Source organism: Endozoicomonas sp. G2_2 (assembly GCF_017744135.1).
Lineage (GTDB): Bacteria > Pseudomonadota > Gammaproteobacteria > Nevskiales > Salinisphaeraceae > Salinisphaera.
The window spans coordinates 160,418-182,450 of sequence record NZ_JAGHQU010000004.1 but is presented as its reverse complement, the minus strand read 5'-3'; the positions used below and the strand labels follow the sequence as shown (position 1 = coordinate 182,450).

The 22,033-nt window shown below is 66.0% G+C and carries 19 protein-coding genes; 13 read left to right on the top strand and 6 right to left on the bottom strand.

The annotated features are described in order from the left end of the window. The first annotated feature begins 54 nt into the window (after window positions 1-54). Both ahcY and metF read left to right on the top strand, forming a co-directional pair. Complete coding sequence (ahcY, locus tag J7355_RS06595) at window positions 55-1,476, top strand: adenosylhomocysteinase (protein WP_209061075.1); 1,422 nt, start codon at window positions 55-57, stop codon at window positions 1,474-1,476. 121 nt (window positions 1,477-1,597) lie between these two features. Continuing rightward, complete coding sequence (gene metF, locus J7355_RS06590; protein WP_209061073.1) at window positions 1,598-2,473, top strand: methylenetetrahydrofolate reductase [NAD(P)H]; 876 nt, start codon at window positions 1,598-1,600, stop codon at window positions 2,471-2,473. Between the two features lie 87 nt (window positions 2,474-2,560). Here metF and J7355_RS06585 read toward each other — a convergent pair whose 3' ends face one another. After that, window positions 2,561-3,052 carry a MarR family transcriptional regulator gene (locus J7355_RS06585; RefSeq protein ID WP_209061071.1) on the bottom strand — a complete coding sequence of 164 codons (492 nt, stop codon included), beginning with the start codon at window positions 3,050-3,052 and terminating at the stop codon, window positions 2,561-2,563. Between the two features lie 208 nt (window positions 3,053-3,260). Here J7355_RS06585 and J7355_RS06580 point away from each other — a divergent pair, with 208 nt between their 5' ends. Then, window positions 3,261-4,214 (top strand): D-2-hydroxyacid dehydrogenase, encoded by a 954-nt coding sequence (locus J7355_RS06580; protein WP_209061070.1) that lies wholly within the window; start codon window positions 3,261-3,263, stop codon window positions 4,212-4,214. A 19-nt stretch (window positions 4,215-4,233) separates the two neighbouring features. On the opposite strand, the gene J7355_RS06575 is transcribed toward J7355_RS06580, so the two are convergent. Continuing rightward, window positions 4,234-4,836 (bottom strand): DUF938 domain-containing protein, encoded by a 603-nt coding sequence (locus J7355_RS06575; RefSeq protein ID WP_209061069.1) that lies wholly within the window; start codon window positions 4,834-4,836, stop codon window positions 4,234-4,236. Further along, window positions 4,833-5,477 (bottom strand): class I SAM-dependent methyltransferase, encoded by a 645-nt coding sequence (locus J7355_RS06570; RefSeq protein ID WP_209061068.1) that lies wholly within the window; start codon window positions 5,475-5,477, stop codon window positions 4,833-4,835. Before J7355_RS06570 ends, J7355_RS06575 begins: the two co-directional genes overlap by 4 nt. A gap of 96 nt (window positions 5,478-5,573) precedes the next feature. Here J7355_RS06570 and J7355_RS06565 point away from each other — a divergent pair, with 96 nt between their 5' ends. From J7355_RS06565 to J7355_RS06520, 10 genes are all read left to right on the top strand, one after another. Further along, entirely contained in the window at window positions 5,574-6,344 is a 771-nt protein-coding gene (locus J7355_RS06565) for a metallophosphoesterase (protein WP_209061067.1), read from the top strand. Window positions 6,345-6,851: 507 nt separating this feature from the next. After that, a complete protein-coding gene (locus tag J7355_RS06560; RefSeq protein WP_209061066.1) occupies window positions 6,852-7,634 on the top strand; it encodes a hydroxymethylpyrimidine/phosphomethylpyrimidine kinase in 783 nt (260 codons plus the stop codon). After that, complete coding sequence (gene thiE, locus J7355_RS06555; RefSeq protein ID WP_209061065.1) at window positions 7,631-8,287, top strand: thiamine phosphate synthase; 657 nt, start codon at window positions 7,631-7,633, stop codon at window positions 8,285-8,287. Before J7355_RS06560 ends, thiE begins: the two co-directional genes overlap by 4 nt. Next, entirely contained in the window at window positions 8,284-9,609 is a 1,326-nt protein-coding gene (gene hemL, locus J7355_RS06550) for a glutamate-1-semialdehyde 2,1-aminomutase (protein ID WP_209061063.1), read from the top strand. The genes thiE and hemL overlap by 4 nt, the downstream gene beginning before the upstream one ends. A 17-nt stretch (window positions 9,610-9,626) precedes the next feature. Continuing rightward, on the top strand, window positions 9,627-11,708 hold the full coding sequence (locus J7355_RS06545; RefSeq protein WP_209061058.1) for a VTT domain-containing protein: 2,082 nt from the start codon (window positions 9,627-9,629) through the stop codon (window positions 11,706-11,708). A gap of 60 nt (window positions 11,709-11,768) precedes the next feature. After that, window positions 11,769-12,734, top strand: a complete 966-nt coding sequence (gene ftsY / locus J7355_RS06540; protein ID WP_209061056.1) for a signal recognition particle-docking protein FtsY — start codon at window positions 11,769-11,771, stop codon at window positions 12,732-12,734. 18 nt (window positions 12,735-12,752) lie between these two features. Then, a complete protein-coding gene (ftsE, locus tag J7355_RS06535; RefSeq protein WP_247739817.1) occupies window positions 12,753-13,418 on the top strand; it encodes a cell division ATP-binding protein FtsE in 666 nt (221 codons plus the stop codon). Window positions 13,419-13,422: 4 nt separating this feature from the next. After that, window positions 13,423-14,418, top strand: a complete 996-nt coding sequence (ftsX, locus tag J7355_RS06530) for a permease-like cell division protein FtsX (RefSeq protein ID WP_209061054.1) — start codon at window positions 13,423-13,425, stop codon at window positions 14,416-14,418. A 117-nt stretch (window positions 14,419-14,535) separates the two neighbouring features. Continuing rightward, window positions 14,536-15,411, top strand: coding sequence for an RNA polymerase sigma factor RpoH (rpoH, locus tag J7355_RS06525; protein ID WP_209061047.1), 876 nt, complete (start codon window positions 14,536-14,538; stop codon window positions 15,409-15,411). A gap of 65 nt (window positions 15,412-15,476) precedes the next feature. After that, window positions 15,477-17,060, top strand: coding sequence for a glucan biosynthesis protein (locus J7355_RS06520; RefSeq protein ID WP_209061045.1), 1,584 nt, complete (start codon window positions 15,477-15,479; stop codon window positions 17,058-17,060). 27 nt (window positions 17,061-17,087) lie between these two features. On the opposite strand, the gene J7355_RS06515 is transcribed toward J7355_RS06520, so the two are convergent. From J7355_RS06515 to J7355_RS06505, 3 genes are all read right to left on the bottom strand, one after another. Further along, window positions 17,088-20,534 carry a mechanosensitive ion channel domain-containing protein gene (locus J7355_RS06515; RefSeq protein ID WP_209061043.1) on the bottom strand — a complete coding sequence of 1,149 codons (3,447 nt, stop codon included), beginning with the start codon at window positions 20,532-20,534 and terminating at the stop codon, window positions 17,088-17,090. 62 nt (window positions 20,535-20,596) lie between these two features. Next, window positions 20,597-20,914 carry a hypothetical protein gene (locus J7355_RS06510; protein ID WP_209061041.1) on the bottom strand — a complete coding sequence of 106 codons (318 nt, stop codon included), beginning with the start codon at window positions 20,912-20,914 and terminating at the stop codon, window positions 20,597-20,599. Then, entirely contained in the window at window positions 20,898-22,016 is a 1,119-nt protein-coding gene (locus J7355_RS06505) for an acyl-CoA desaturase (RefSeq protein ID WP_209061039.1), read from the bottom strand. The genes J7355_RS06510 and J7355_RS06505 overlap by 17 nt, the downstream gene beginning before the upstream one ends. Window positions 22,017-22,033: the final 17 nt, after the last annotated feature.

Below are 22,033 nucleotides of genomic sequence, written 5' to 3'. Positions count from 1 at the left end.
TGCCGGCGCGGCGGGGCGGGTCGTCCCGAAAGATTCCATCAGGAGTAACCGAATATGAGCACACCTGCCGAGAAGATCGATCAGGATTACGTCGTCGCCGACATCTCGCTGGCCCCGTGGGGTCGTCGCGAGATCGAGATCGCCGAAACCGAGATGCCGGGTCTTGTCGCCCTGCGCGAGGAATTTGGCGACCAGCAGCCGCTCAAGGGCGCACGTATCGCCGGCGCGCTGCACATGACCATCCAGACGGCCGTGCTGATCGAGACGCTGGCCGCACTCGGCGCCGATATCCGCTGGGCGTCCTGCAACGTGTTCTCCACCCAGGACCACGCGGCGGCCGCCATCGCCGACCGCGGTATTCCGGTCTACGCCTACAAGGGCGAGTCGCAGGAGGAGTACTGGGAATACATCCACGCCATCATGGACTGGCATGACGGCGGCCTGCCGAACCTCATCCTGGACGATGGCGGCGACGCCACGACGCTGGCCACCTTCGGCGTCAAGGCCACCGAGGATCCGTCCCTGCTCGACAACCCGGGCTCGAACGAGGAAAAGGCGCTGTTCAAGGTGATGAAGAAGCGCCTGGCGGAGCAGCCGGACTTCTATACCAAGCTCGGCAAGGCCATCACCGGCGTGTCCGAGGAAACGACCACGGGCGTGCATCGCCTGTACCACATGGCCAAGGAAGGCGGCCTGACCTTCCCCGCCATCAACGTCAACGACTCGGTCACCAAGTCCAAGTTCGACAACCTCTACGGCTGTCGCGAGTCGCTGGTCGACGGCATCAAGCGCGCCACCGACGTCATGGTGGCCGGCAAGGTCGCCGTGGTGTGTGGCTACGGTGACGTCGGCAAGGGCTCCGTGCAGTCGCTGCGCGGTCTGGGCGCGACCGTATGCGTGACCGAGATCGACCCGATCAACGCCCTGCAGGCAGCCATGGAAGGCCTGCGCGTCGTGGATCTGGACGACCCGGGCGTGGTCGAGCAGGCGGATATCTTCGTGACCGCCACCGGTAACTACCACGTGATCAACCACGATCATCTCAAGCGGATGAAGAACGAGGCGATCGTGTGCAACATCGGTCACTTCGACAACGAGATCGACGTGGCCTCGCTCGAGCAGTACGAGTGGGAAGAGATCAAGCCGCAGGTGGACCACATCACCTTCCCGGACGGCAAGAAGATCATTCTGCTGGCCGAAGGCCGCCTGGTGAACCTGGGCTGTGCCACCGGCCACCCGAGCTATGTGATGTCCAACTCGTTCACCAACCAGGTGCTGGCCCAGATCGAGCTCTGGAACCATCGCGACCGCTACGAGAACAAGGTCTACGTGCTGCCCAAGCATCTCGACGAGAAGGTCGCCAAGCTGCATCTGGCGCGGGTCAACGCCAAGCTGACCAAGATGACGCAGTCGCAGGCGGACTATCTCGGCGTGCCGGTCGACGGCCCGTACAAGCCGGACCACTACCGCTATTAACGGCTGTTCGGCCGCCTGATAGCGCAGGCCATTGCATCGACCCGGCCCGCGCACCGCGTGGGTCGGGTTTTTTTATGCGGCGGGCAGCCACAGCGCCCTGCCCCTGCTCGTGGATGACGACATGACGCATATCTCGCAGAACTCTTTCAGTATCGAATTCTTTCCGCCCAAGGGTCCGAAAGGCGCCGCGCGTCTCGACAAGGCACGCGCGGAACTCGCCACCCTGGGCCCGGATTTCTTTTCGGTGACGTTCGGCGCCGGCGGCACGACCCGCTCGGGTACGCTGGAGACGGTGCAACAAAGCATGGAAAGCACCGGCATCGCCGCGGCACCGCATCTGTCCTGTATCGAAGGCACTTACGAGTCGATCGACGAACTGCTGGACAACTACAAGAGTGCCGGCGTGGATCGCATCGTCGCGCTGCGCGGCGATCTGCCCGAGGGCATGGACAAGCCCGGGGTGTTCAGCTACGCCAACGAACTGGTTGCCTATATCAAGGAACGCCACGGCGACGATTTCCATCTGGAAGTCGGCTGCTACCCGGAATATCACCCGCAGGCGCCCACCCCGGCCGACGACGTGGACAACTTCGTGCGCAAGGTGAACGCGGGTGCCGATTCGGCGATGACCCAGTATTTCTACAACGCCGACGCCTATTTCAACTTCATGGATGAAGTCACGGCCCGGGGCGTGGATATCCCTATCGTGCCCGGCATCATGCCGATCACCGACTTCGGGCAGGTCTCGCGCTTCTCGGCCATGTGCGGGGCGGACATTCCGCGCTGGATCCGCCAGAAGATGGAAGGCTACGGCGACGACAAGGCCTCGGTGCAGGCCTTCGGCCACGAGGTGGTCACGCGCCTGTGCGAACAGCTACTGGCCGGCGGCGCCCCCGGGCTGCATTTCTACAGCCTCAACAAGGCCGCGCCGACCGTTGCGCTCTGGCGCGATCTCGGATTGCCGGTACCGCAAGGCCGCGCCAGCCAGACCGGCTGAGCGGCCATACGCCGCGCCCGCATGTTCGCCGCCGACGTGTGTGGTCGGCGGCGACGCCACGGGCTATAGCGAAGACGATGGGACGTCCTATGAGACGTCGTTGAGTTCCTCGCGCATGGCGTCGTTGAAACGCGCCGTCAGCCGCGCGAACTCCTGGCGCTCCTGCTCGGACCATTCGTCGAACGCCTTCTCCACGCGTTCGAGACGCCGATCACGCACGCGCGCCGCGGCATCGCGGCCGGCATCGGTAATGGTCACGAAACCGCCGCGACGATCGTCGGGATTGTCGAGCTTGTCGACCAGGCCAGCCTGCTTCATCGCCGCCACCTGGCGGGTTACGGTCGATGCGTCCAGATTGACCTGCTCTGCCAATGCGCCCACCGACTGGCGATCCTTGCGCTCGAGCAGGATCAGCAGCAGATAGTGGGCACGCTCGAGACCGAAGTTGAAACGCCGCCGCGCGGCTTCCAGCCGGCGGACCAGAAACGCCAGTTCGTATTCCAGCGCTTCCACAGACGGGCAAGTCGTGGGCAGATGGTTTCCCAGCGACTCGTCGTGTTCTTCTGTCCTGTGGATCATGGTTGATTCGTCAGCCTCGGTTGAATACCCGGAAAATGTCGGATTCCGCCCCCTTTCGGCGAACGCTTGCATCTTACACGATGTACGCGACACATGATTTCACACCGCGGGAAGCCACGTGAGAACACGATGCGACCCTCGATCGGCGCAGCGTTATCGGCACGCCTCGGTTACGATCCGCATTGTATATCGAAATTAGGGAGTTGCGATGCAAGGCTGTTTTCTGGATGCCGGTTCGATGGGCGACGGCCTCGTCTGGTCGTGTCTGGAGTCCAGCGTCGAGGACTGGCGCTGGTACCACAACACCACCGGCGAGACCGTCGTCGAGCGCCTGCAGGGCGTGGATATCGCGGTCACGAACAAGGTGGTGCTCGATGCCGACACGATCGCCGCCGCCGATCGTCTCAAGCTGATCTGTGTGGCGGCCACCGGCTTCAACAACGTCGATACCGCCGCCGCGGCGGCGCACGGCATACCGGTCGTCAACGTCACCGGCTACGCGACGCCGGCCGTCTCCCAGCACGTGCTCGCGCTCATGCTCGCCCACGCCACGCGCTGGGCCAGCTACGACGCCGCGGTCAAGCGCGGCGACTGGGCAGCCGGCGAATTCTTCTGCCTTCTCGACTACCCGATCGAGGAGCTCGACGGCCAGACCCTCGGTCTCGTCGGCCACGGTGAACTCGGCCAGGCGGTGGCCCGTCTCGCCGAGGCCTTCGGCATGCAGGTGCTGGTGGCGGAGCGCCCGGGCGCGCGCAGTGTCCGCAACGGCCGCGTGGCCATCGAAGACGTTCTCGAACGTGCCGACATGATCAGCCTGCACTGTCCGCTCACCGAAGACACCCGGCATCTCATCGACGCCGATGCCCTGGCGCGAATGAAAGACAGCGCATTTCTCGTCAACACCGCCCGCGGCGCGATCGTGGACAGCGACGCGCTCATCCAGGCGCTGCGCAACGGCACCATCGCCGGTGCGGCGCTGGACGTGCTCGACGAGGAACCGCCGCCCGCCGATCATCCGCTCACCGATGCCACGATTCCGAATCTGATCGTCACCCCGCACAGCGCCTGGGGCAGCCGCGGCGCGCGGCAACGCATGCTCGAGGGCGTGGCCGCCAATATCGACGCCTTCCGCAACGGCGAGTCCCGCAACCGGGTGAACTGACCCCGGTCATGGCAAGGCCTTAGACGTCGCGCTTGCGCCAGACCAGCAGGCGGTTGTCGCTCGGCATGGCGATATCGTCGACACGGGTCAGCGCGCCACGCGCGGCGAGCGTATCCAGGGCCTCGATCTCGCGCAGGCCCATGGCCGGGTCGCGAGCCCGCAATGCGGCATCGAACGCCGCGTTGCCGGGCTCGGGCGCGACGCCTGCGCGCAGGAACGGGCCGTAGAGGCACAACAAACCGGCCGGTGCCAGTGTTCGCGCCGCGCCGGCGAACAATGCCTCGACGGCGACCCAATCCATGATGTGCGCGACGTTGGCCCCGTAGACCGCGTCGAAGGGGCCGTCGGGCCAGCGGCCTCGCACGTCCAACGCCAGCGGTGCCGGCAGATGGCGTTCCTGGCGATCCGCCAGCGCCGCGACCAGCCGGCGGTGATGGCCCGGCGCTTCGCTGGTCTGCCAGACGGTCTCCGGCAGCCGCTGCCGGGCATGGCGTGCATGGGTCGCGTCGCCCGCGCCGACCTCGAGCACGCAATGCGCATCACGCAGCCACGGCAGCAACGCATCGAAGATCGGACGCTTGTTGCGTTCGGCCGCGCTGTTGTCGCCGATCTGCACACTCATCGCTTGCGCGCCAGCGTGAGGCCGTCGCCGATCGGCACCAGACTCAGGTCGATACGTTCGTCGCCGTGCAGATAGCGGTTGAAGTCGCGGATCGCCTGGGTATCGGTACTGCGATCGTCGGGGTCGATGACCCGACCGTGCCAGAGCGTGTTGTCGGCAATGATCAGACCGCCTGCGTGCACGAGCGCGAGCGCGCGCTCGTAGTAGTCGATATATCCGGCCTTGTCGGCGTCGATGAACACGAAGTCGTATTGACCCGCCATGCCGGCCGCGATCTCGTTGTCGAGCGTGGCCAGCGCCGGGCCGAGCCGCAGCTCGATACGATCGGCCAACCCGGCCGCCGCCCAGTCGCGCTGGGCACGCTGGGTGATCTCGGCGTCGATATCGCAGGCCAGCAGCCGACCGCTGGCCGGCAGGCTCTGCGCAATCCACAGACTCGAATAGCCGGCATAGACGCCGATCTCGATGCCGCGGCGCGCGCCCATGAGCTGGACGAGCAGGGCAATCAGCTGGCCCTGCTCCGGATCGACCTGCAAGTTGGCATCGTCCCGCGCCGCGGTGACGCGCCGATTTTCGACCATGATGTCGGTTTCGCGCAGGCTCGCATGGCGTAGATAAGTGACCAGTTCGCTGTCGAACATGAATCCCTCCGCAAGGCCGGACGGACGGACCGGCGCCCTTTCCGTGACGTGTCTTCATGGCAGCATACCCCCATGCCAACACCGGGTTAACCACGCATGCCGCCCTCTGTCCGACTCGTCCACCTCACCGACTTTCACCTGCTCGGCGAGGCCGACGCCCGGCTGCACGGCTGGCACGTGCAGCGCGCCCTCGAGCTCGTGCTCGACGATATCTGCCATGCGGTCCCTGACGCCGCGGCGTTCGTGCTCGGCGGCGACCTGGTCGACGACGAAACCGCCGCGGGCTATGCGCGGCTCGATGATCGTCTCGCCGCACTCGGGCGTCCGGTGCTCGCCATGGCCGGCAATCATGACGACCCGGCGCGCATGGCCGCCCATCTGCGCCATGCCCGCGTGCATACGCGGCTGGAAATCGGCGGCTGGCAGCTTTTTGCCCTGAACAGCCATCTGGACTCAAGCGAAGCGGGACGTGTCGGCGCCCGACAGCTGCATGACCTGGACGCGCAGCTCAGCCGGCACCCGAACCCGGCGCTGGTGTTCGTTCATCACCCGCCCTGCCCGGTGGGCAGCGCCTGGATCGACGCCATCGGTCTGCAGGATCGCGACGCGCTTGCCGCCGTGATCGAGCGACACCCGCATGTGCGGGCGATCGTCTGTGGCCATGCCCATCAGCAGGCAGCGCTCACGTTTGCGGGCCGGCCCTGCTTCGTCACGCCTGCGACCATGCGTCAGTTCCTGCCGCAGTCGCACGGTTTCGCCGAAGACGCGCAGCGCGCACCGGGCTATCGCGTGCTCACGCTGACACCCGACGGCGACATGACATCGCGCGTGCGTCGCGTTGAAGCCGCACGGCTGGCCTGTGGATAAAACTGGGGACGAATTGCGGACGCGCGAGCCGGACCTGACCGGCCCGGGCTCAAAGGGGCGGCAACCCGGGCATTCGAATATTATTTTTATTTATTTTCAGAATTTTACGAACAAACACAATGTGACGCTAAGCGTCATATCAGACCTTTTCGCCAACGGCAACCGTGTTGACACTGTGCATAACCCGCCTCTCGGCGCAGACACTCGATGAGCAAAACGAGCTAAACGGTTGAGCTCAAACGCTAAAGAACAGAAATACACAGAAGCTGTGGATAAGTGTGTGGAAACTGTTCGGACGAGTGCCGTTAAACGGCATGTTCTCAGTAATTTCCCCGAAGCGGCGATTTTGTAACCAGCTCGACACACGCATTTATTATCAGATACTTGCGATATTTCAGAAGACGAGTACGCCTGCACCTGAAAAATTTTCACCGCGCTCCGACGACGCTCGTTTTCTACTGTGTATAAGCCCGCCGCCGGCGGGCGCCGATGATAGACTCGGCGTCCATGAAACGTCCCAATATTCTGGTCATTGCGGGCCACGATCCCAGCGGCGGCGCCGGTATTCAGGCCGACATCGAAGCCGCTGCGGCGAACGGCGCCCATGCAGCCACCGTGATCACCCTGCTGACCTGTCAGGACACCACCAATGTCCATGGCGTCGAGGCAGTGGCGGCGGATTTTTTCGACCGCTGCCTCGAGACCGCGCTGGCCGATATGGACTTCGCCGCTATCAAGGTCGGCGTGATTGCCAACGCCGAACAGGTGATGCGCATCGTCGACCTGGCCGAACGCCTGCCGAACGTCCCGCTGGTGGTGGACCCCGTGCTGCGCGCGGCCGGTGGCGGCACGCTCGCCGACGACAGCGTCGGTCAGGCGCTGCGCGACCACCTGTTCGCGCACGCCGATGTCGTCACGCCCAATGCCGGCGAAGCGCGCCTGCTCTGCGACGGCGAGGCCGATATCGACCGCTGCGGTGCGCGCCTCAGCGCCAACGGCCGCTGCGCCTTGATTACCGGCGGCGACGAAGGCGACAGCGAAGTCATCAACCGCGAGTATGTCGCCGGCGAACCGCGCGAAATGCATCGCTGGCCGCGGCTGCCCGGCGTGTTCCACGGCTCGGGCTGCACCCTGGCCAGCGCCCTCGCCGCCCAGCTTGCCCACGGGCACGATCGTGCAACCGCAGTGCGCCGCGCCCAGGCCTACGTCTGGCGCACGCTCGACAACGCTTTCGCGGCCGGCCGTGGCCAGCACATTCCGGCACGCATCCAGCCCGCGCGCGACTCATGAGCGCACGCGGGCTCTACGCCATCTACGATCGCACCACGCTGGACGACGACCTGGCGCGGGTGGATGCCGTGCTCGCCGCGGGCGCGGTCTGGCTGCAGTATCGCGACAAGCGACCCGACGCGCCCGACCGGACACTGCTCCAGGTCTTGCGTGAACGCACCCGGGCCGCAGGCACGGCACTCATCGTCAACGACGACTGGCGGTTCGCGCGCGCCATCGGGGCCGACGGCGTGCATCTGGGCCAGAGCGACGGCAGCGTCGCCGAGGCGAGAGCCGCCCTGGGCCCGGATGCCATCATCGGCGTGAGCTGCTCGGCCCGTATCCAGCGGGCACGCGACGGTATCGCGGCCGGTGCGAGCTATGTCAGCTTCGGACGCTTTTTCGACTCGCGCACCAAGCCGGACGCGCCGCCGGCCGATCTGTCCGTGCTCGGCGAGGCACGCGCGCTCGGCGTACCGGTGGTCGCCATCGGCGGTATCGATACGCACAATGCGGGCGACGTGATCGCCGCCGGCGCCGACCTGATCGCGGTGTCCGGCGCGCTGTTTCAGGCCCCGGACAGCGGCGCGGCCGCACGCCGGCTATGCGCGCTGTTCGACCGGACAGCGGCGAGCCCAGTTACAGCACATGATTGTTCAGGAGATCTTCGATGACCCAGACCGCGAACGCCCAGTGGCAGCGCCCCGGCCCCCGCTCTGCCGAATTGTTCGAACGCGCCGCCCGCGTGACCCCCGGCGGCGTGAACTCGCCGGTTCGCGCCTTTTCCGGCGTGGGCGGCACCCCGGCCTTCATCGATCGCGCCCAGGGCGCCTATATTCACGATGTCGACGGCAACGAGTACGTCGACTATGTCGGCTCCTTCGGGCCGATGATTCTCGGCCATGCGCACCCGGCGGTGGTCGAGGCGGTCCAGACACAGGCGGCCAAGGGCCTGTCCTTCGGCGCGCCGACCGGGCTCGAGACGGAGCTTGCCGAACTGGTCTGTTCGATGGTCGACTCGATCGAGTCGGTACGCATGGTCAATTCGGGCACGGAAGCAGCGATGACCGCGCTGCGGCTCGCGCGCGGCCACACCGGCCGCAAGAAGGTCATCAAGTTCGCCGGCAACTACCATGGCCACGTGGATGCGTTGCTGGTCAACGCCGGCTCCGGCGCGCTCACGCTCGGTATTCCCGGCTCGCCGGGCGTACCCGAAGCGGTGGTGCAGGACACCCTGGTTGCCACCTATAACGATCTCGACTCGGTCGCCGAGGCCTTCAAGGCGCATGGCGACGACGTGGCCTGCGTGATGGTCGAACCCGTGGCCGGCAACATGAACTGCGTGCCCCCGGAAGACGGCTTCCTGCAAGGCCTTCGCGACCTGTGCGATCAGTACGGTGCGCTGCTGGTGTTCGACGAGGTGATGACCGGCTTTCGCGTGCATCCCGGCTGCGCCCAGGCCCATTTCGGCGTGACGCCGGACGTTACCGCGCTTGGCAAGATCGTCGGCGGCGGCATGCCGGTTGGCGCGGTCGGCGGGCCCAGCCAGGTCATGGAAACGCTGGCGCCGACCGGGCCGGTGTACCAGGCCGGCACCCTGTCGGGCCATCCGCTGGGCATGGCCGCCGGTATCGCCACGCTATCGCGGCTCAAGGACGGCAGCGTGCACGAGGCCATCGCGCCTAAACTGGACAGCCTGCTGGCCGGCCTGCAGGCGCGCGCAGACAAACACGGGGTGGCGTTTGTCACCCAGCGGGTCGGCGCGATGTTCGGCCTGTTCTTCACCGACGCCGCGCGCGTGAGCCGTTTCGACGACGTGGCGGCCTGCGACACCGACAAGTTCGCTGTCTTCTTCCACACCATGCTCGATCACGGTGTCTATCTGGCGCCGTCGGCCTTCGAGGCGGCGTTTATCTCGCAGGCCCATGACGACGCTGCGATCGCGCGTACGCTGGAGGCTGCCGACGCGGCGTTCGTCGCCGTCGCGCAAGCGTAGCGCCGCCCACGACCCGGATGGGGCACGACCTGTTCGCGGCCTTGCTGGCCTGGGTCAGCGCACACCCCTGGGCGGCGCTGGCCCTGGTCTTCGCGATCGCGCTCGGCGAATCGCTGTTCGTGTTCGGCCTGCTGGTGCCGGGCGCACTGTTCATGTTCGCGTTCGGTGCGCTCATCGGGGCCAACCTGCTGCCGCTGGGCGCCACCTTCGCGTTCGCCATTGCCGGCACCCTCGCCGGTGACGGCCTCAGCTATGCCCTGGGGCGACGTTATGTCGGGCGGCTGACCGCCCTGCCGGGGTTTGCGCGCGCCCCGGTGCTTGTCGCCCGCGGTGAACGTTTTCTCGGCGATCACGGCGGCAAGGCCATCATCCTTGGCCGCCTGATCGGCGCCCTGCGGCCGATCATGCCGACCGTGGCTGGCGCGGCCGGCCTGTCGGTGAGCCGTTTCATCGCCATGGATCTCGTGGCGACCGCGATCTGGGCCCCCTGCTATATCCTGCCCGGCGTGGTGTTCGGCGCGTCGCTGGATATCGCGGCCCAGGTCGCCACCCGTCTCGCGGTTCTGCTGCTCGCGGTGGTGGCGATTCTCTGGGCCACCACCGTTGGGGTGCGCTTTCTGCTGGCGGGCGGGCGTGTGGTGACGCGCCGCTATGCCGTGCGTCTGATGGCGTGGAGTCGTCGCCATCGCCGTCTGGGTCTGCTCGGCCCGGCACTGGCCGATCCGCGCCAGCCGGAAATACCCGCCCTCGCAGTAGGCGCCGGTCTGCTCATGCTCGCGACCGGGCTGGCCTACCTGCTCATGTGGGGCTGGCAACGGCCGGTTTTTCCCGGGCGCTTCGACGCACTGGCGTTCTATATCGTCCAGAGTCTGCAGACACCGATCTCGGACCACATCGCCTTCGCCATCGCCCAGATGGGCTCGCCGCTGATCTACCTGCCATTCGCGGCGGTGCTGGCCGGCGTGCTTGCGCTGATCGGCAACATGCGGGCCGCCGGGCACTGGATCGTCGCGCTGGGCTTCTCGGCGCTGGTCGCGCTGATCCTGCGCTGGTGGCTGGCGATTCCCGCACCGACAGGCTATTTCCACGGGGGTGTGACCGACCCGCTGTTTCTGGCCGGCGGCGGCCAGGATCTGTTGCTATGCGCCACGGTCTACGGCCTCGCCGGCATCATGATCGCGGCCGGGCGGCCACCGACCGAGCGCCCCTATTACCACTCGATCACCGTCGCGGGCGTGGTGCTCATCGCGCTCGCGCGGCTGTATCTCGGCCTCGACTGGGCCAGCGACCTGCTCATCGGCCTGGCCATCGCTTTCGTGTGGCTGAACATGCTGGTGATCAGCTACCGGCGTCAGCGCCCGAGCCCGGTACGCGGCGGGCCCGTGCTCGGCGTGCTGGCCGGTTTCGCGATGGTTGCCGTCGTCGCCGGCATTCTCCCGGACACCACCTATCGCGCCTGGGCCCGGGCCGAGGCCGCGCGCACGCCGCCGCTGGTACACGACTGGCCGGACACGGGCTATGCCGGCCTCGATCAACGCATCAAGGACATCGCGGGGCGCGAGAGCGCGCCGCTGAACGTGCAGGCGGTCGGCAGCCTGGCCGAGGTGCGTGCCGCGCTCGGGCGCGCCGGTTGGCTCGCCGCACCGAATCTCGGCGTGAGCCAGCCGTTGCGCTGGCTGGTGGCAGATACGGGTATCGACGAGCTCGCCGTACTGCCGCGAATTCACGACGGGCGCCAGCCGGGCATCACGCTCGTACACGAGATACCCGCACCGGGCGACGCCGGCGCAGACCGCACGCGCCGACGGGTGCTGCGACTGTGGCGCACCGATCGGCGGCGCGCCGAGGACGACCGGCCGCTCTGGGTCGGCAGTACCGATGTGCAGCGCGTAGAGCAGCGCCTGCAGCTGTTTGCCACCGCGACCGACCAGCGCCGCTATGGCGGGGCCCTGCAGGCACTGGCCGGCGATCTCGACGAGGCCGGCGTGATACATCGCCGGCGCGGCAAGCCTGACGAGCCCGTGCTCCTGATCGACGCGCTAGAGACCGAGGTCGATGCTAAAGTAGCGCCCGATCAGCGCCGCCTGCCCGCGCCGTGAACCCACGGCCGCGCCGGGCCGTTCGTTTCATTCAAATCCATCGCAGCCGACGCAGACTCAATGGCCAACGATCCGCAGCCGCGCAAGACCTCGAAGCTCAAGCAACCCGGCTTCTTCACCCGTATGCGAGCCAGCCTGAACAAGGGCGACTCGTGGCTGACCTATGACCTGCGCAACCTGCTGCCCGGCGAAACCGTCGACCAGGACGCGCTCGACGAACTCGAGACCCAGCTGCTGCTTGCCGATGTCGGCGTCGAAGCCACGGGCCAGGTGATGGCGCGCCTGCAGACGCTGTACGACGGCGGCCGCCTGCGCACCGGCAAGGATCTTGGCAAGTCGCTGCGCGAGCATCTGGGCGCGATCCTGACACCCTGCGAGGAACCGCTCGAGATCCCCGCGCATACCCGCCCCTATGTCATTCTCATGGTCGGCGTGAACGGTGTCGGCAAGACGACCACGATCGGCAAGCTGGCGAAGAAATTCCAGGATGCCGGTCAATCGGTGATGCTCGCCGCGGGCGATACCTTCCGTGCCGCCGCGGTCGAACAACTACAGGGCTGGGGCGAGCGCAACCACGTCCCCGTTGTCGCCCAGGGCAGCGGCTCCGACTCGGCGTCGGTGGTCTTCGACGCGTTCTCGAAAGCCAAGGCGCGCGGCATCGACGTGCTCATCGCGGATACAGCGGGGCGCCTGCATACGCAGGGCCATCTCATGGACGAACTCAAGAAGGTCAAGCGCGTGCTGGGCAAGCAGGACGAGTACGCGCCGCATGAAGTCATGCTCGTGGTAGATGCCACCACCGGCGGCAATGCGCTGCAGCAGGCCGTGGCCTTCCACGAGGCCGTCGGCCTGACCGGCATCACCATCACCAAGCTCGACGGGACCGCGTCGGGCGGCATCGTATTCGCGATCGCCAAGCGGCTCGGCCTGCCATTGCGCTTCATCGGCATCGGCGAGAAGGTCGAGGATCTGGGCGTGTTCGAGTCCGAGCACTTCATGGACGCCCTGTTCGATCGCAAGCAGTAACCGGCCAGCCGCACGCCCATGACCGATATCGTCGCCTTCAAGAACGTGATCAAGCGCTATCCCGGCGGCAAGATCGCGCTGGATGGCGTATCGCTGCATCTGCGGCGTGGCGAGATGGCTTTTCTGACGGGGCATTCCGGGGCCGGCAAATCGACCCTGATGAAACTGATCGGGCTGATCGAGCGCCCCACCCGCGGTCAGGTGGTGATCAACGGCACCAACCTTGGCGCGGTCAAGCGCAGCCAGATTCCCCGTTATCGCCAGCGGCTCGGGCTGATCTTCCAGAACTACAATCTGCTGTTCGATCGCACGGTGTTCGACAACGTCGCCCTGCCGCTGGTGATCCGCGGACTTGGCCATGCGGACATCGCGCGCCGGGTACGCGCGGCGCTCGACACCGTCGGCCTGCTCTCCCACGAGCGCAAGTTCCCGGTCACGCTGTCCGGCGGCGAGCAGCAGCGGGTCGGCATCGCCCGCGCGGTGGTCGATCGGCCGTATCTCATACTCGCCGATGAGCCCACCGGCAATCTCGACCCGGCGCTCTCGGCCGATATCATGCGCCTGTTCACGCGCCTGAACGAAGCCGGCACCAGCATCATGATCGCCACGCACGCCATCGATCTGGTCGAGCGGCTGGGCTACCGCCGTATCCGGCTCGATCACGGCCATCTGGAAAACGGCTGACGCCATGGCCCGCCGTAGTCAATCCCCGCAACGTGCCGCGGTGAATACCAGCCGCCGGCGGATCACGCCCAGCACCCTCGCCGCGCCGGCCCAGGGCTGGGCCAGCGCTCATGCGCGGTGCCTGATCGAAAGCCTGGGTCGGCTGCACCGGCGCTGGGTGGCGAGCCTGCTCACGACCTTTGTCATCGGTATCGCACTGGCTCTGCCGGCCGGCTTGTACGTGCTGATGACCAATCTGGACACCCTGTCGCAGAGCTGGCATCGCGCTGTCCAGGCATCGCTTTATCTCGAAGACAGCGTCGATACCGCAAGCGGCGAAGCGCTGGCCGAAAAGATCGCCGACCGCGACAGCGTCGCCGAGACGCGGTTCATATCTGCCCAGGCAGGCCTCGAACAGTTTCGCGAATCCTCCGGATTCGGGGCCGCGCTTGACGCCCTCGAAGACAACCCGCTACCGGCCGTCATCGTGGTCACGCCCCGGCCCGAGATGCCGCGCGCCGAAGTCGGCGAACTGCTGGTGGATCTAGAGTCGCAGGCGGGGGTCGCGCGTGCGGAACTGGATCAGGCCTGGCTGGCCCGGCTTTATGCCATCCTGTCGGTGATGGAACGCTCGGCCTGGGTGATCGGGCTGCTGCTGTCGGTAGCGGTGCTGTTCATCGTCGGCAACACCATCCGGCTGGACATCGAGAATCGTCGCGAGGAGATCGAGGTGATGAAGCTGCTCGGGGCCTCCGACGCATTCATTCGCCGCCCGTTTCTCTACAGCGGTTTCTGGTACGGGCTCGTGGGGGCGATTCTGGCGCTCCTTCTGCTGGGGGCGTGCTTCATCGCGCTGGCCGAGCCGCTCGGCGCGCTGACGCGATCCTACGATGGCGCGCTCGCCCTACATGGTCTGAGCTTCAAGGGCGTACTGGTCATGCTCGGCACGGGCGTCGGCCTCGGCTGGGCCGGCTGTGCACTGACCGTGAACCGGCGCCTGGCCGCGATTGAACCACGATAGGCGGAACCTAACGGCAACGTTGCGGTCATACCGTTGCGCCTATAATCGATCCCTCGTAATCCGCGATTTTTTGTTAGACTGGATGCAACTAGCAAAAGTCCCAAGGAGGCTTTGCACATGGCTAACGATATTTCTCTTTCGCCGTCCAAGATGAACCTGCCGACGCTTGCCTCGGGCAGCATCGACTCCTATCTGCAGGCGGTTTCGAATATCCCGGTTCTTGATGTCGACGACGAGCAGAAGCTCGCGCGCCAGCTGCGTGACGACGGCGATATCCAGGCGGCCCAGAAGCTGATTCTGTCCAACCTGCGTTTCGTGGTGCACGTTGCGCGCGGCTATTCGGGCTATGGCCTGCCGCTGGCCGATCTGGTCCAGGAAGGCAACATCGGCCTGATGAAGGCCGTCAAGCGCTTCGACCCCGACGTGGGCGTGCGCCTGATCTCGTTTGCGGTGCACTGGATTCGTGCCGAAATCCACGAGTTCATCCTGCGCAACTGGCGGATCGTGAAGGTCGCGACCACCAAGGCGCAGCGCAAGCTGTTCTTCAACCTGCGCAGCTCCAAGAAGCGTCTGGGCTGGATGAACGACAAGGAAGTCAACGCCGTGGCCGGCGATCTTGGCGTCAAGCCCGAGACCGTACTGCAGATGGAACGGCGCCTGTCCGGCGGCGACACCTCGTACAACGCCCTGCCCGGCGCTTCCGACGAGGAAAGCTATGCGCCGGAGGACTATCTGTCCGCCGACGAGGGTTATGATCCGGCCTCGGATATCGAGAACGGCGACTGGGAAACCTACCAGCACGCGAATCTTTCGCGCGCCATGACCCAGCTCGACGAGCGCAGCCGCGACATTCTCGAAAGCCGCTGGCTACGCGAAGACGGCAAGATCGGCCTGCAAGAGCTCGGCGACAAGTATCAGGTCTCGGCCGAGCGTATCCGCCAGCTTGAGGTCGCCGCGATCAAGAAGCTGCGTGGCGCCATGGTGCCTGCCTAGCCGATAGCCACTCGGCCTGACGGCCGGCGCCTATGGAAACAGACCTCGGTAGACGACGCCTGCTTGTGTCCACGACGGCACTTGCAGGCGTTTCTGCGTTGGGCGGCTGGAGCCGGCTCGCGCACGCGGCGCGCCCCGGCGATGGCCAGCCGTTCAGTTTCGACGCCCTCGTCGCCCATGCGCGTACGCTGGCCGGGCAACCCTATACGCCGCCATCCGACCACTACGAGAAATTGCTCGACGATCTGGGCTATGAATCCTTCATGGGGATCGATACCCGCAAGGAGGCCGCCCTCTGGTCGGATTCCGATACGCCGGTACGGCTCGAGTTCTTCCATCTCGACCAGAACGCGCGCGAACCCGTCGATATTCATGTCGTGGAAGACGGGCGCAGCCGGCATATCGCCTACGACGCCGACCTGTTCAGCTACGAGGACCCGGAACTCGCCGAACGGCTGCCGGACGATCTCGGCTTCGCAGGTTTTCGGCTCGTGGATCGCAGTGGTGACGAGCTGGAATGGCTGGCGTTCAAGGGCGCGAGTTATTTCCGCAGTCCTGGCGGGCTCAACCAGTACGGTCTGTCCGCGCGCGGAATATCGGTGGATACCGGCTACGGCGAACAGGAAGCGTTTCCGCGCTTTTCTGCCTACTGGCTGATCAAGCCTGCCCCGGGTGATCGTGAAATCACCATCTGCGCGCTGCTCGAGGGCGAAGCGCTGACCGGCGCCTATCGCCTGCGCGTGCGCCGCCCGGGCAACGTGATCATGGATATCGAGTCACGGCTTTTCCAGCGCAATGCCGTCCAGCGCCTGGGCATCGCCCCGCTGACCAGCATGTTCTGGTTCTCCGAGACGAACGCGCGCCGCGGCGTGGACTGGCGTCCCGAAATCCACGACAGCGACGGCCTGGCCATGACCACAGGCAAGGGCGAACGCCTCTGGCGCGCACTCAGCAACCCGCCGCGGGTACAGTACAGCGCCTTTCAGGACCAGGATCCGAAAGGCTTCGGCCTGCTCCAGCGCGATCGGGCGTTCGACCACTATCAGGACCCGGAAGTCGGGTTCGAGAAGCGCCCCAGCCTCTGGGTCGAGCCGCGCGGCGGCTGGGGCGCCGGCCATGTCGGTCTGCTCGAGCTGCCGACCGATGAAGAGGTCTACGACAACATCAACGTGTTCTGGGTCCCGCAGGACAAGACGGTCGCCGGGCAGGAATGGCGGTTCGATTATCGCCTGCACTGGTGCAGCGAAGAGCCCTACCCGCCCGAACTCGCACGCGTGGTCTCGACACGCACCGGCCGCGCCGGCGGGCCCGGCACCTACGAGGATCAATCGGTCCTTGCGCGCAAGTTCGTGATCGATTTCGCCGGCGACGCACTTAGCGGCCTCACGCCGGACGACGAACCCGAACCCGATGTCGCCACCACCCACGGACGAATCGACAATCCCTACGTGCAGCACGTGGAGGATACCGGCCGCTGGCGCGTGATCTTCGACTGGCAAGGCGAACTCCCGCCCGACGATAAGCCCGTCGAACTGCGCGCCACGCTCGGCCACGAGGGCCGCATACTCACCGAAACCTGGCTGTACGCCTACTATCCGCAGGCGCTACCGCGCCGGCTCACCGCCGACGAGGACGACGGCAAGGCATAGCACAACGCCCGCGGCGCGAATGCGCGCCTAGCGGGCCGGCGACGGCGTCGACGATCCGTCGCCCCCATCGTCCTGCGCGCCGCGCGCGTTTCGCTTCGCACCCAGCACCTCGCCGAACGACTCGTCGATCGAGCGCAGGTGGAGATCCTGTTGCGGAAACGACACCACCACGTCGTTGGCTCTGAACGCCGCGTGCATACGCTTGTAGATGGCGTGCTGCAACGGCAGCAGGTTGTACAGATCGTGATAGAAGATGCGCGCCTCGTAGATCAGCGCGCTGTCGTCGTAGCCGACGAAAAACACGGTCGGCGCCGGGTTGTCGAGCGCCACCGGCTCGTCGCGAATCACGTCCATGATCAGTTTTTCGGCGAGCTCGGTATCCGTGTCCAGCGCCAGATGCACGCGGATGATCAGGCGCGTGATGTCGTCGGTGAGCGTCCAGTTGATCACCGTTTCGGTAATGAACGTCTTGTTCGGGATCACCACTTCCTTGTTGTCCCAGTCGGTGACCGTGGTCGCGCGGATACGGATACGCGACACCGTGCCGGTGAGCGTGCCGACCGTGACCGTATCGCCCACCCGCACGGGGCGCTCGAACAGAATCACGATGCCGGAGACGAAATTGGCGAAGATCTCCTGCAGGCCGAAACCCAGACCCACGCCAACCGCGGCCACCAGCCACTGGATCGAGGACCAGCGAAAGCCGATCAGGGCCACCGCGCCCAGCAGACCGATGATCACGATGGCGTACTGGAACAGCGTGGCCATCGCGTAACGACTGCCGGCGTCCATCGAGAAACGCCGCAACACCGTGATCTCGAGAAAGCCCGGCAAGTTGCGACCGGCCAGTGCCGTGACCACGCCGAGCGCGAGCGCCAGAAGCAACGCGCCCAGGGTCACGCGCGTGAGCTGGGACTTGCCGTCGATCTCGGTCGCGTACTGCCAGAGCGTGACGTTGTCCAGCAGCTGCAGGGCGGGCAGCGTATCGGACCAGATGATCCACAACACCGCGACCGTGATCAGCGCGATTACGACCTTGATCAGCCCGCGCGTCTGCTCGCTGATCTGCATGAGATCGATCTCGAGCGTGTCGAGATTTTCCGGCGTGCTCTCGCCCGCGGCGGCGGCCGCATCACGCGTCGCGCGCGCCTCGCGTGCCTCCTCGCGCTTGCGCAGCGCGCGGGTGAGCGCGAGGCGGCGCTCGGCAACCGTCAGCCAGCGCACGATCAGCGCGTAGAGCACAAAACAGCCGCCCAGCAGACCGGCGGAATAGAAGAAACGGCTCTGCAGCTGCAGCGCGGTGTAGTAGTACCCCCAACCGGCCAGCCCGAACAGCAACAGGGGCACGCCGACCGCTATCGGCAGCCAGAGATAACCCAGCCGCCAGTGCGACTCGTCCTCGGCGTTGATCACGCCGGCAAGCTCGCCGCGCACCGGGTGCAGCAATCGCCACGAGAACACCGCGATCACCAGCGATCCGAACATGAACGCCCCGCGGCCGATGGTTTCGCGCTTGGCGTCGTCGTCGAACGCTTCCGTGAAGGTCACGAGAATCGTGGGTATGACGAGCATTGCAAGCAGCCAGCGCAGCATGCGGTGTAGACCGTGGCGCGCCTCGTCGCTCCACAGAAAATGGCTGTGTGCCAGGCCGAACTTGCGACAGACTTGCGCAAACGGCTCCAGAAACAGCGCCAGAATGGCGAGCTGGACAAAGACCTGGGACACGGCCTGGGTAAATACGCCGGCATCCCCCGGCGCGCGCGCCAGATAGCCGGCCAGCAGCAGCACCGCAACGATGGGGATGAACAGCAGCACGGTAATCAGTGCCGCGCGCAGGGTCAGCCACGCCGTGTCGCGGCGCACGTTGCCCACCGGCTCCGCCAGCTGGCGCAGACGATGGCGCAGCGGCCGCCGCACGCCAAGCAACGCGGCAATGAACAGCAGCACCGCCGAAGTGACGATCGGGCGCGTGCGCGCGCCTTCCACCACGCTCAGGAACGCCTTCTCCCAGGACTGGGGCTCGAAGGCCCAGGGCAGGTCCTGACCAGTACGCGCAAACCAGTCCAGCTGCATGGGGTTGAACGACGGCAGCCAGAACAGTCTTTCGTCGAGCAGACGGTTGAACGAGTCGACGGTCTCTTCATGCTGCTGCGAAAGCCCGCGCAGATCGCGGCCGATCTCGATGAAGCGGCCCTCGGCATCGATCAGCAGATCGAGAATATCGCGCCGCTGCTCAAGCAGCGCCCGCAGCGAGTCGATCTGGCCCGGCTCGAGCGTCTGCTCGGCCGCGTCGCGGATATCGCCGACACGCCGGGAGATATCCTCGAGTTCCACCCGCTGCTGCTGCAGCTGAAACCGCATGAGCTCGGCCGAGGCGATCTCCGGCTCCTCGGCACTCGATTCGCTGCGTGTTTCGAACAGCCTGGGTTTGGCCAGATCGCGCCGCTGCGCGCGCAGCACGTCACCCAGCGCAACCGACGAGCCACCGATCTCGAGCTGGCGCTGCACCAGATTCAGCCGTCGCTGGATATCCTCGACGCGCTTGCGCTCGCGCACCTGCCGGGTCGCCAGCGCTTCGCTTTCGCGGGTGACGTCGGTGAGCTGATTGGCCAGTTCGACATTGCGCTGCGCGGTCGAGGCGATCGGTTCGACCGCAGTGCGCAGCTCGCTAAGCTTGGCCTGGCTGGCGCTGCGCAGCTCGATCGCGGTTTCGTTCTGACGCTCGCCGAGGGCACGCTGCAGCGCGGCCAGAAGTTCGGTGTCGTGCGCCAGCCGTGCTTCGGCCAGCGCGCGACGCGCTTCGAGTTCACGCTGCCGCGGATCCTGGCTACCGAGCTCCTGTTGCAGCTTTTCGATCTCGGCCGTGAGCGCCTCGCGGCGTGCCAGGTTTTGCGTGCGCTGGGCCTCCAGCAGCAGGGACGACTGCCCGGTATCGTCTGCCGACGCCGTATCCAGGGCCTGCAGCGCGGTACGCGCATCCGCGAGTTCCTGGCGCGCGGCTTCCGGGCGCTGTGCCAGGCGCGTGAGCTGATCGCGCAGATCGGCAAGGCTGGATTGACTGTCCGCCAGCCTGGAACTGGTTGTATCCACCCGCGACGCCAGCGTGCCGCCGGACAGGGCACGCAGTTCGTCGATCGGCGGCGGCGCCTCGATCCCGGCAAGTTCGGCCTTGAGCTCGCGAATGCGGGACGGCGCCTCACCGGCCTCTTCCCGCAATTCACGCGTGCGCTGGCGTGCGTTGCGCGCCGCCTCGAGAGATGCGATGGCTTGCTGGTAGGTGTTGCGTACGCGCTCGCGTACCGCAGACTCGACATCGTCGCGCGCGCCAAGCGCATCCACACGCTTGCGCAGATCCGAGATCTGCGCCTCGGCGTCGCCGTTCGACAGCTGGGCGTGGGCTGTCGCTGCCACCGCGACGAGCAGCACGACCAGAGCCCAGGCCATGCTTCGACGTATGAAATCGGCTACCGCCATGCGCGCCCTAGTCGGCTGGATGCACAGCGATTCTACGCGCTCACGCAGGGTGACGGCGAGCGTCAGTCGCGCTTGTCCGGGTCACCCTCCTTGTCGACCGCGCGGCGCGCCCGCGCATCGTCGATGATCTCGAACACATCGGTGCCGAATTCGCCGATCTCGCGGTTCACGCCGCGCAGCACGTCGTAGATGGTGCTGTCCGCGTTTTGCGCAGGGCTATCGACGTTCGGTGGCGCGTCCGCCCTGGACCGCCCACGCAGCCTGCGCGCCTGGCTGCCGACATAACCGCTGATCAGGCGATGCACGTTCTCCACGCGCGAAGCGGCCGAGTCGACGGTCGACTCGGCCGAATCCTTGAGGGTTTCAAGCAGCTTCAGCATAGACCGGGGCATCCGTGGATGTCTCAAAGGTCAGCGTATTGCGTTTACGCCGATGCGGCAACGACATGCGCAGGATGCGCTTGACCACGCCGCCGAACTGCTTGGAGAGCGGGCCGGTGTTGTAGTTCAGGCCGTAGCGCTCGCAGATCTCCTGAATCTTCGGCGCCACTTCCCGATACCGGTGCGACGGCATGTCCGGGAACAGATGATGCTCGATCTGATAACTCAGATGGCCCGACAGGATATGGAACGGCACGCTGCCGGTCAGGTTCGACGAACCCAGCAGCTGGCGCAGATACCACTCGCCGCGCGTCTCGTCGGCGGTTTCCGATTCGTCGAACATCTCCACTTCGTCGGTGAAGTGGCCGCAGAAGATGATCAAAAACGACCACAGGTTGCGGTTGAGATTGGCGCTGAAGTTGCCGGCGAGCACGGGCGCGAACATCGGGCCGGCAAGGGCCGGGAACAGCAGATAGTCCTTGAGCACCTGCTTGCGCGCCTTGCCCCATATGTCGCGCAGCTGCACCGCTGCTTCCTTGAAGGTCTTGTCCTTGCCCAGGCGTTCGACCTCGAGGTCGTGCAGCGCCACACCCCACTGGAAGAACGCCGCCAGTGTGGCCGCCGTGAGCGGCTGGGCCAGATGCTGCGGACGCCAGTCCTGGTCCTCGCTCATGCGCAGGATGCCGTAGCCCACATCGCGATCGAGATCCACGATGTTGGTGAAGGTGTGGTGCATGTAGTTGTGCGAATGCTTCCACTGGTGCGCGGGGCAGGTGTTGTCCCACTCGTAGGTGGACGAGTCCAGCGCCGGATCGTTCATCCAGTCCCACTGCCCGTGCATGACGTTGTGTCCGATCTCCATGTTCTCGAGGATCTTGGACAACGACAGCAGACCGGTACCGGCCAGCCAGGCCGGCGGCAGAAAGCCGGCCATGAGCAGCGCCCGGCCCGCGACTTCGCTGTAGCGCTGCGTCTTGAGCACGTTGCGGATATAGCGCGCATCGCTCTCGCCGAGGTCGTTCATGACCTCGTCACGGATGGCGTCGAGTTCGCGGCCGAATTCGGCAATGTCGGCCTTGCTCAGATGTGTGGGCTTACCCATGTCTTCTACTCCCGGAC

Bases quoted from the DNA above. Each gene is read 5' to 3' on its own strand.
- ahcY (WP_209061075.1), top strand. From the start codon at position 55: ATGAGCACACCTGCCGAGAAGATCGATCAGGATTACGTCGTCGCCGAC.
- metF (WP_209061073.1), top strand. From the start codon at position 1,598: ATGACGCATATCTCGCAGAACTCTTTCAGTATCGAATTCTTTCCGCCC.
- J7355_RS06585 (WP_209061071.1), bottom strand. From the start codon at position 3,052: ATGATCCACAGGACAGAAGAACACGACGAGTCGCTGGGAAACCATCTG.
- J7355_RS06580 (WP_209061070.1), top strand. From the start codon at position 3,261: ATGCAAGGCTGTTTTCTGGATGCCGGTTCGATGGGCGACGGCCTCGTC.
- J7355_RS06575 (WP_209061069.1), bottom strand. From the start codon at position 4,836: ATGAGTGTGCAGATCGGCGACAACAGCGCGGCCGAACGCAACAAGCGT.
- J7355_RS06570 (WP_209061068.1), bottom strand. From the start codon at position 5,477: ATGTTCGACAGCGAACTGGTCACTTATCTACGCCATGCGAGCCTGCGC.
- J7355_RS06565 (WP_209061067.1), top strand. From the start codon at position 5,574: ATGCCGCCCTCTGTCCGACTCGTCCACCTCACCGACTTTCACCTGCTC.
- J7355_RS06560 (WP_209061066.1), top strand. From the start codon at position 6,852: ATGAAACGTCCCAATATTCTGGTCATTGCGGGCCACGATCCCAGCGGC.
- thiE (WP_209061065.1), top strand. From the start codon at position 7,631: ATGAGCGCACGCGGGCTCTACGCCATCTACGATCGCACCACGCTGGAC.
- hemL (WP_209061063.1), top strand. From the start codon at position 8,284: ATGACCCAGACCGCGAACGCCCAGTGGCAGCGCCCCGGCCCCCGCTCT.
- J7355_RS06545 (WP_209061058.1), top strand. From the start codon at position 9,627: ATGGGGCACGACCTGTTCGCGGCCTTGCTGGCCTGGGTCAGCGCACAC.
- ftsY (WP_209061056.1), top strand. From the start codon at position 11,769: ATGGCCAACGATCCGCAGCCGCGCAAGACCTCGAAGCTCAAGCAACCC.
- ftsE (WP_247739817.1), top strand. From the start codon at position 12,753: ATGACCGATATCGTCGCCTTCAAGAACGTGATCAAGCGCTATCCCGGC.
- ftsX (WP_209061054.1), top strand. From the start codon at position 13,423: ATGGCCCGCCGTAGTCAATCCCCGCAACGTGCCGCGGTGAATACCAGC.
- rpoH (WP_209061047.1), top strand. From the start codon at position 14,536: ATGGCTAACGATATTTCTCTTTCGCCGTCCAAGATGAACCTGCCGACG.
- J7355_RS06515 (WP_209061043.1), bottom strand. From the start codon at position 20,534: ATGGCGGTAGCCGATTTCATACGTCGAAGCATGGCCTGGGCTCTGGTC.
- J7355_RS06510 (WP_209061041.1), bottom strand. From the start codon at position 20,914: ATGCTGAAGCTGCTTGAAACCCTCAAGGATTCGGCCGAGTCGACCGTC.
- J7355_RS06505 (WP_209061039.1), bottom strand. From the start codon at position 22,016: ATGGGTAAGCCCACACATCTGAGCAAGGCCGACATTGCCGAATTCGGC.